At 67.6% G+C, this 8117-nt stretch carries 8 protein-coding genes and 1 pseudogene; 7 read left to right on the top strand and 2 right to left on the bottom strand.

What is annotated here, in order from left to right; all coding sequences use genetic code 11:
- Window positions 1-194: 194 nt before the first annotated feature.
- Complete coding sequence (locus ABTY98_RS24590; protein WP_352223099.1) at window positions 195-1037, top strand: IS5 family transposase; 843 nt, start codon at window positions 195-197, stop codon at window positions 1035-1037.
- 93 nt (window positions 1038-1130) lie between these two features.
- On the opposite strand, the gene ABTY98_RS24585 is transcribed toward ABTY98_RS24590, so the two are convergent.
- Complete coding sequence (locus ABTY98_RS24585; protein ID WP_352223098.1) at window positions 1131-1517, bottom strand: PPOX class F420-dependent oxidoreductase; 387 nt, start codon at window positions 1515-1517, stop codon at window positions 1131-1133.
- Window positions 1518-1592: 75 nt separating this feature from the next.
- On the opposite strand from ABTY98_RS24585, the gene ABTY98_RS24580 reads away from it, so the two are divergent.
- Both ABTY98_RS24580 and ABTY98_RS24575 read left to right on the top strand, forming a co-directional pair.
- The gene (locus ABTY98_RS24580) at window positions 1593-2048 is read left to right on the top strand and encodes a MarR family winged helix-turn-helix transcriptional regulator (RefSeq protein ID WP_352223097.1); all 456 of its coding nucleotides are present in this window, start codon (window positions 1593-1595) and stop codon (window positions 2046-2048) included.
- A 719-nt stretch (window positions 2049-2767) separates the two neighbouring features.
- Window positions 2768-2959 (top strand): annotated as a pseudogene (locus ABTY98_RS24575) (IS5/IS1182 family transposase); the annotation flags it as partial.
- Here the strand turns inward: ABTY98_RS24575 and ABTY98_RS24570 are convergent.
- Window positions 2931-3374, bottom strand: a complete 444-nt coding sequence (locus tag ABTY98_RS24570) for a hypothetical protein (protein ID WP_352223096.1) — start codon at window positions 3372-3374, stop codon at window positions 2931-2933. The pseudogene ABTY98_RS24575 and the gene ABTY98_RS24570 overlap by 29 nt on opposite strands.
- Window positions 3375-4678: 1304 nt before the next feature.
- Here ABTY98_RS24570 and rplK point away from each other — a divergent pair.
- The 4 genes from rplK to rplJ all read left to right on the top strand — a co-directional run bounded on the left by rplK (window position 4679) and on the right by rplJ (window position 8057).
- Window positions 4679-5113, top strand: coding sequence for a 50S ribosomal protein L11 (rplK, locus tag ABTY98_RS24565; RefSeq protein ID WP_132857189.1), 435 nt, complete (start codon window positions 4679-4681; stop codon window positions 5111-5113).
- 82 nt (window positions 5114-5195) lie between these two features.
- The gene (gene rplA / locus ABTY98_RS24560) at window positions 5196-5921 is read left to right on the top strand and encodes a 50S ribosomal protein L1 (RefSeq protein WP_352223095.1); all 726 of its coding nucleotides are present in this window, start codon (window positions 5196-5198) and stop codon (window positions 5919-5921) included.
- A 455-nt stretch (window positions 5922-6376) separates the two neighbouring features.
- The gene (locus tag ABTY98_RS24555) at window positions 6377-7234 is read left to right on the top strand and encodes an SCO4651 family lipoprotein (RefSeq protein WP_352223094.1); all 858 of its coding nucleotides are present in this window, start codon (window positions 6377-6379) and stop codon (window positions 7232-7234) included.
- Between the two features lie 292 nt (window positions 7235-7526).
- Window positions 7527-8057 carry a 50S ribosomal protein L10 gene (gene rplJ, locus ABTY98_RS24550; RefSeq protein ID WP_352223093.1) on the top strand — a complete coding sequence of 177 codons (531 nt, stop codon included), beginning with the start codon at window positions 7527-7529 and terminating at the stop codon, window positions 8055-8057.
- The last annotated feature ends 60 nt before the right edge of the window (window positions 8058-8117 follow it).

The raw sequence follows: 8117 nt of genomic DNA, 5'->3' as shown, positions 1-8117 counted from the left end.
GGATGCCACCTGCCCGCCCACAATCACCACCCCGAAACCGGCTCAGGATCAGTCAGAAGATCACTTTCAGACCACGTCGGTGGATCAAGGCTAAGAGGCCACGCAGATAGGGGCAGCGGGGGCCTCGGCAGCAGAACGCGCACAGTTCTTGGTGATCATGGAGTTGCGACGCTCTGTGATTACCGAGGAGACCTGTGCCCGCGCTGCCATCATGGCTGACCGAACCACTCTGGGACCAGTTCGCGGCCCTGCTGCCCGAGCGGCCGGCGTACCACCCAGACCATCCGCTCGGCTGCCACCGCAAGCGGATCAGCGACCGGAACATCTTCGACAAGCTCCTGCAACTGCTGCGCTTCGGCTGTTCTTACGAGGCGATCGCCGACACGACATGCTCGGCCACCACGATCCGCAACCGTCGCGACGAGTGGATACGACTTGGCGTCTTCGCCCGGCTCAAACACATTGCGTTGGAGTGCTACGACCGGATCGTCGGCCTCGTCCTCGACCAGATCGCCGTGGACGGCTCCATCACCAAGGCTCCCGGGGGCGGCGAGGTCGCCGGACGCTCACCGGCCGACCGCGGCAAACAGGGGCTTAAACGCTCGGGCATGACGGATGGCTACGGCATTCCGCTGGGTCGTGTCCTGGCGGGCGCCAACCGCCACGACTCCCCGCTGCTCGCCCCCACCCTTGACCGCCTGGACGACCTCGGGCCGTTACCCGGCGACGTGACCGTGCACTTGGACGCCGGCTACGACTCGGACACGACCCGCACTCTGCTCAGCGAACGCGGTCTCCACGGCCGTATCGCGCACAAAGGCGAGAAAGCACCGATCCAGGCCAGCCGGCGTTGGCACGTCGAGCGCACCCACGCCTGGCAGAACGCCTTCCACCGACTCGCCCGCTGCTACGAACGCCGCGCCACTGTCATCGACGCCTTCTTCGACCTCGCTGATGCGATCATCACTGTGCGCAGCCTGATCCGACGGGCGTGGATCACTCACCGCTGGGACAAACGCCCGAACCGCCGGCCATGACCCCACGCCCTATCCGCACGATCTCTTAACTACTGTCGGACCTCCAGGCGAGCGGCGTGGCCCCGTCGCACCTGCTACCGGCTCGTGCACCGGCTACTGGCTCGTGGCGTGCGTGGGCCGGGCCACGAGGACAACGCGTCGCTGGGCATCGCCGACCGGCGGTTCGTAGGGCAGGCCGTAGCGCTTGGCGAGGATGTCGAAGAACGCCCCCGACGGATCGGGCTCGATCCGCAGGACCTCGGCCCGGATCTCCAGGTAGCGGTATGGCTGCTCGGGATCGTTGACGGAGACGGCGATGTGCGGGTCGGCCGTCACGTTCTTGCACTTGCGGCGGTCGGTGGTGGTGGTGAACCGCAGGAACTCGCCGTCCCAGACAGTCCAGACCGGGTTGACGTGCGGGGTCCCGGCGGGACCTGTGGTGGCCAGATGGACGAACAAGGGACGGGTCAGCAGGTCTAGGTGGCTCTCGGGAATCGTCATGACCGCTCCATCAAAACTCTGTTCATTATCAAAAGTTTTATATTCGCCAGAGATTGTACACTCGTCTGCGTGGTCATGCCTGCACGTGAACGGCTCGGGCTCGACATCAAGCGTGTCGAGCAGGAACTCATGGCAGCCAAGAACACCGCCGTGAGGACGGCTGGAGTCACCGTCCCCCAGTACGCCGCTCTCTTTGCGCTGGCCGACACGCCGGGCATGTCGGCGGCGGCGTTGGCCCGGGCCTGCCTAGTCACACCGCAGGCGATGACCGTCGTCCTGAGAAACCTGCAAGATCACGGCCTCGTCGAGCGCACTCCCCACCCCTGGCACCGCAACGTCCTGGAGACCCGGCTGACCGAGGCCGGCCGGCTCGCCCTGGACAAGGCCGACCGGGAGGCGGTGGCGATCGAACGCCGGATCGCCCGCGCGTTCACCGCGGAGGAACGTGCCACGCTGCGCTCGCTGCTGGCACGCTGCTCCCAGGCCATCCGGTCGGACGACGCCATCCAGCCGAACGGCAGCGTGAGTTGAGCGGACGGGCTCCGCCTGCCTTGCGTCACACGGCGACGCGGCGCCTTCTCCGTTGCCGAAGCGCCAGTAGGCGAGGACGACCGGCCCCAGACCATCGCGGACCGGCCGACGATGATGAAGCCGACGTTGTCCAGGCTGAGCTCGGCAGACAGCACCGACTCAGCAGCCGCCAGCGAGTCCGTCACCTCTGCGAGCCCGACCCGCAAGTCCTCAAACGGGGCGCGCTCCGAAGCCTCCCCGGCCTCAACCAACGACAGCACCGCACCCGCCCTCGCCATCGGCCCCCGCCCCAGCAACCCGCCCGCCGTACTGACGCCCAAGAAACGGACTCGGCCGGCACGGGAGACGAATTACCCCAACCAATCACCCTCAGAAGATCTGCACCCAAAGCGAATCTCATCATTGATGCGCCAGGAGCAAGTACCCACTCACGCCTATCTGCGCGACCACTAAGAGCCGCCCTGACCTGCGGAAAAACGCTCTTAGTAGCGGAGCGTGGCCGGACGCTGCGGACGCTGGCGGACGCTAAACATTTTGTTTAGCGTCCACAGGAAAAGTGCAGGTCAGAGGGGGCGAGCGATGCCCGGCGGACGCTGCGGACGCTATCTTCCCTCAACTCTCTAGTAAGAGAGAGTGAAGGGCGGCTCTTCAGGAGGGCGGATCGCGGTACGAACGACCGTCCCCTACTGAAGAGCCGTGGTGAGCCGCACAGAACGGAACGGGCCCGACGACGCCCGGCCAAGCTCCATGCGGACAAGGGATACGACTACGACCACCTGCGCCGATGGCTTCGCAAGAGAGGCATTCGCCACCGCATCGCCCGCAGGGGCGTCGAGCGCAAGGCCGAGCACTTCCTCGCCTTCGTCGGCATAGCCGCAGCCCTCATCGGCTACCGTCGCCTTGCGCGGTGAAGTCACTACGAGGCGATGGAGTGGGTTCGGTCCCAGCTGTTCCGCGTCGCAGCAGGGCGATGACCCGACCCAGCCATACCCTGCGCGGCTTGTTGTTCCTCTCGATCAAGAACCGCGCTGTCTGTAGCGGGTCACGTGTGGGCTGACCTGCCTGGTGGCGCCGCCAGTAACGGGCCACCCTCCGCTCCAAATCGCCCAGGTCCACGCTGCCGGTCCTGGCCAGTACGACCGATCCCTCCGGGCCTTCGGGGGAAGTCAGCGCCCACACGCCACCGTCCGGTGAGTACGCCGCTGTGTACTCACCCTCATCGACGTCAATCGCCTCAATCCAGTTCGTGGCGTGGACGAAGGATTCGAAGACGAGCAGGTCCTCGTCGCGATCGAAGATAAGCACGGTGTCGGGAGGAGGTTCCATACGGATCACTGTGGCAGTCCCGTTCGTCGTGCTGCGACCAAAATAAACGACGTCTTAAGCCTGCCGTCCGCCCCTTGGAAGGCCCCCAGGGCGGCATTCCAGGCGGGGGGCGAGTCCGTCGCCCCCCTGGATTGCCGCCCTCGCGTCCACAAGCAAGAGGAGCACCACCGGCCGTGGCGTGCTCCTCTTGCTTGTGCGCGCGGTCGTTACGCCGGGCCGCCATCCCGCCCGATTTGCGGCGGTTGATGCCGCCGGTTGCGGCGACAGCACCGGTTGACCCCCGCAACCGCCCTATGACCTGCGGGTTTCCAAGTTGCAGTGGGTTCCGGGGAGGGGGCCCTACGCGCACGCGCGCGTAGGGCGGTGGAAACTGCCGCCTTGCAGCGTCTCCGTGAGGCCGCAGGCGGCCGTTCATGGCCCCGGAGGTTCCCACCCCCTCGCAAAGGGGTCCATGCGCCCTGAGAGGCGCTCACGGCCTTCGCCCCAACGACGCTCGTCGCGCGAGCGCAGCGAGCTGCCAAGGGGCGCGCGGCCGTAGGCCGCTCCTTCTTGCTCTTCCCCTACGAGGCTGCCAGCGCCCTGCCGGCACCCGCTTGTCTTGGGCGCTTGTCGCCCGCAGAACAAGGACGCCCGCAGGCTTGTTCTGGGTACCGAAACCACGTCTGACCTGCAAGCCGACAAGTGACAAGACAAGCCAGATGACAAGCGACGTGACAAGCAGCCGCGCACCGCCTGGGCTACTGGGCAGGGGGCACACCCCGCCATCCAGCAGGGTGCGGGAGCTCGCACTCGCCCCCGTCGCCACGGCGGCCCGACGCGGTCCGGCCGGGCCCGATAGCGGTCCGGGGTGCCTCTCTCAGAGGCGCGGTACGGCGCGATTCCGAGGTCTGCCCAGGCAGGCTGCCATTCGCTAACGCGCTGGTCACTAGCTGTTTTGGCCGCTATCGCTGCCGCTATCGTTAGCACCCCTTGCCGCTATCGCTAGCGGCAGGCCGGGGCCCACGGCCGGGCCGTCTGTGGGCCGTCCGAGGGTGGCCGACGACGACAGCCAACGACAGTCAACGACCGGCCCGCCGCTGGTCATGGGCCACCCCGGTAGACTTCTTGCAGCTCACCACAGACCTTCATCAGTCCCAGAAGAACTAGTTCCTTCTGGACGTCACGCTTCCGAGCAGGTCAGGCACTCGCCTGACCTGCTCGGTTTTTGGCCGCGCATCTATACCCGTTATCGTTGTGCGGTATGCCTGCGTTCAGGGTGGTCCCCTTGCGCAGGCAGGACCCGAATGGAAAGGACCCGGAGAGCTATGCCTCCCAAGAAGAAGAAGGTCACGGGGCTCATCAAGCTCCAGATCAACGCCGGTGCGGCGAACCCGGCCCCGCCGGTCGGCCCCGCGCTCGGCCAGCACGGCGTCAACATCATGGAGTTCTGCAAGGCCTACAACGCCGCGACCGAGTCGCAGCGCGGTTGGGTCATCCCGGTCGAGATCACGGTCTACGAAGACCGCTCCTTCACCTTCGTCACCAAGACCCCGCCGGCCGCGAAGATGATCCTCAAGGCCGCTGGTGTCGAGAAGGGCTCCGGCGAGCCGCACAAGACCAAGGTCGCCAAGATCACTCAGGAGCAGGTCCGGGAGATCGCCCAGACCAAGCTTCCCGACCTGAACGCCAACGACCTGGACGCCGCGTCGAAGATCATCGCCGGCACCGCCCGTTCCATGGGCATCACGGTCGAGGGCTGAACCCCACCTTCGTCAGAACCACCGTGGTAGGGCCTGCTCGGCCCGTACACCACGACTCCTTCAGAACCCACAGGAGCAAGTTGTGAGCAAGCGCAGCAAGGCCCTTCGCGCTGCGGACGAGAAGATCGACCGGGACAAGCTGTACGCCCCGCTCGAGGCCGTCCGTCTCGCCAAGGAGACCTCCACGTCCAAGTTCGACGGCACCGTCGAGGTCGCCTTCCGTCTGGGTGTCGACCCGCGCAAGGCCGACCAGATGGTCCGTGGCACCGTGAACCTCCCGCACGGCACCGGCAAGACCGCCCGGGTCCTGGTCTTCGCGACCGGTGACCGTGCCGAGGCCGCGCGTGCCGCGGGCGCCGACATCGTCGGCGCCGACGAGCTGATCGACGAGGTGGCGAAGGGCCGTCTGGACTTCGACGCCGTCGTCGCCACCCCGGACCTCATGGGCAAGGTCGGCCGCCTCGGCCGTGTCCTCGGCCCGCGTGGTCTGATGCCGAACCCGAAGACCGGCACCGTGACCCCGGACACCGCCAAGGCCGTGACCGAGATCAAGGGCGGCAAGATCGAGTTCCGCGTCGACAAGCACTCGAACCTGCACTTCATCATCGGCAAGGCGTCCTTCGACGACGAGAAGCTGGTGGAGAACTACGGCGCCGCGCTGGAGGAGATCCTCCGTCTGAAGCCGTCCGCCGCCAAGGGCCGCTACATCAAGAAGGCCGCGGTCAGCACCACCATGGGCCCCGGCATCCCGGTCGACCCGAACCGCACCCGCAACCTCCTCACCGAGGAGGACCCGGCCGCCGTCTGAGCCCCGCGCTCGGTCCGGCAGCCGCGTCAGGGACGCGTCAGCAACAGGACGGGCCCCGCAACCCGAGAGGGTTGCGGGGCCCGCCCTGTTTTCCGGCTCGCGCCTGCGCTTGCGGGGCGGCGCATGTCCGGCCCTTGCGGGACGGTTCGCGCCTGTGCTTGGTGGGAGGGCTCGTGTCTGCCCTTGCGGGACGGTTCGCGCCTGCGCTTGGCGGGAGGGCGCATGTCTGCCCTTGCGCGGTGGCTCGCGCCTGCGCTTGGCGGGGCGGCTCGTGTCTGCCCTTGCGGGACGGCGCATGTCCGGCCCTTGCGGGACGATTCGCGCCTGCGCTTGCGGGACGGCTCGCCCGCCCTTGGTGGGCGGCGTACGCCCGCCCTTGGTGGGACTTCCGCCACGGCTGTCAGTGGCCTGGGTTAGCGTCGGGGGTGCGGGACTCGTACGGGGGGTGGGCCGAGATGACGAGGTCGAGTGTGCGCCGGGTGGCCCTGGCGATCGCGGTGGCGAGCGTGCTGACCGGGGCGGCCGCCTGCACCTCGCCGTCAGGCCCGGACCCCAAGGGCACCGCCGCCCACCACGCCCGCTCCCTGGCCGCCCTGCGTTCCGCCGAGCGGTCCACTCACCAGGCCCGGTCGGTGCGGGTTCGCTCCACCACGGCCCTGGGCTCCCTGATGTCCACGAAGGCCGAGGGCGCCCTCGGCTGGACGGACGGCCTCACCGGCACCCTCACCATCACTTACACCGGCGGCACCACCGCCGACCTGATGCGCCGGCTCGACTCCACGTCCCTGGAGACCCGCTACCTCCGGGACGCCTACTACGCCAAGGTCGGCCCCGCCTTCGCCCGGCAGCTGGGCGGCAAGCACTGGATCAAGTACCCGTACGACTACCTCGCCACCCTGGGCGGCGGCTCGGGCGCGATGATGACCGACCTGATGCGCAACACCACGCCCAACCAGTCGGTACGGCTGCTGCTCGCCTCCGGGGACGTGGGGACAATGGGCGAGGAGCAGGTCTCCGGCGTGCACTCCACCCACTACTCGGGCACGGTGCACGTCTCCGACCTGGCCGGCGAGAGCGAGCTGCAGGAGCAGCTCACCCAGGCCGGCGTCGGCACCGAGACCGTCGACATCTGGGTCGACGACAGGGACCTGCTGGTCAAGAAGACCGAGAAGGCCGACACGGCGAACGGCGCGATGACCCAGACCGCCTACTACAGCGACTACGGCGTGCGGGTCACCGCCGAGCAGCCCCCGGTCGGCGACACCGAGGACTTCAGGACGCTGCTGAAGCAACAGGGCGGCACCGTCTCCTGAGCGCTCCCGAACGCCGGGCGGAGCCGATTTGCTTGACAGTGCACCGGTCCCGTACTCTCCTAACGAAGCCAAAGACCGCTGGTCGTTGCCGTCCGCTCGTAAGAGTGTGCGGTGGCCGAAGGATCCGCTGAACCGCGGACGACCCGCGCAGGTGACTGTGGAAGTGCTCCCGGGACACATGCTCACGTATGTGTGTTCGGTCGAGCTACGCCCCGTGCGCCTGCGCCGGGGCGTTTCGTTTTCCCAGCCCCTTCTGAGCGGTCCTCATCACCCGGAAGGAGGCCGACGCTCTATGGCAAGGCCCGACAAGGCTGCCGCGGTAGCCGAGCTGACGGAGCAGTTCCGCAGCTCGAACGCCGCCGTGCTGACCGAGTACCGGGGTCTCACCGTGGCGCAGCTCAAGACGCTGCGTCGTTCGCTCGGTGAGAACGCCCAGTACGCCGTGGTGAAGAACACGCTGACCAAGATTGCGGCCAACGAGGCCGGGATCTCGACGCTCGACGACCTGTTCAACGGTCCGACGGCGGTCGCCTTCGTCACCGGTGACCCGGTGGAGTCGGCGAAGGGTCTTCGTGACTTCGCCAAGGACAACCCGAACCTCGTCATCAAGGGCGGTGTCCTTGACGGCAAGGCGCTGTCCGCCGACGAGATCAAGAAGCTTGCGGACCTCGAGTCCCGCGAGGTTCTGCTCGCCAAGCTGGCGGGCGCCATGAAGGGCAAGCAGACGCAGGCTGCTCAGGTCTTCCAGGCGCTCCCGTCGAAGCTCGTCCGCACCGTGGACGCGCTCCGTGCCAAGCAGGACGAGCAGGGCGGTGCCGAGTAATTCGGCTCCCGAAATGACCGCCGCCTGAGGCTCCCCGCCTGAGGCAGAGGTCGTAGCGGG

Source organism: Streptomyces sp. NPDC096040, from assembly GCF_040303265.1.
GTDB lineage: Bacteria > Actinomycetota > Actinomycetes > Streptomycetales > Streptomycetaceae > Streptomyces.
The sequence above is the reverse complement of the archived record's forward strand: the minus strand, read 5'-3'. Positions and strand labels throughout refer to the sequence as shown.

Excerpts from the sequence above, each read along its gene's own strand:
- ABTY98_RS24585 (WP_352223098.1), bottom strand. The coding sequence starts at position 1,517 with ATGACGATTCCCGAGAGCCACCTAGACCTGCTGACCCGTCCCTTGTTC.
- rplK (WP_132857189.1), top strand. The coding sequence starts at position 4,679 with ATGCCTCCCAAGAAGAAGAAGGTCACGGGGCTCATCAAGCTCCAGATC.
- ABTY98_RS24570 (WP_352223096.1), bottom strand. The coding sequence starts at position 3,374 with ATGGAACCTCCTCCCGACACCGTGCTTATCTTCGATCGCGACGAGGAC.
- ABTY98_RS24555 (WP_352223094.1), top strand. The coding sequence starts at position 6,377 with ATGACGAGGTCGAGTGTGCGCCGGGTGGCCCTGGCGATCGCGGTGGCG.
- rplJ (WP_352223093.1), top strand. The coding sequence starts at position 7,527 with ATGGCAAGGCCCGACAAGGCTGCCGCGGTAGCCGAGCTGACGGAGCAG.
- ABTY98_RS24580 (WP_352223097.1), top strand. The coding sequence starts at position 1,593 with ATGCCTGCACGTGAACGGCTCGGGCTCGACATCAAGCGTGTCGAGCAG.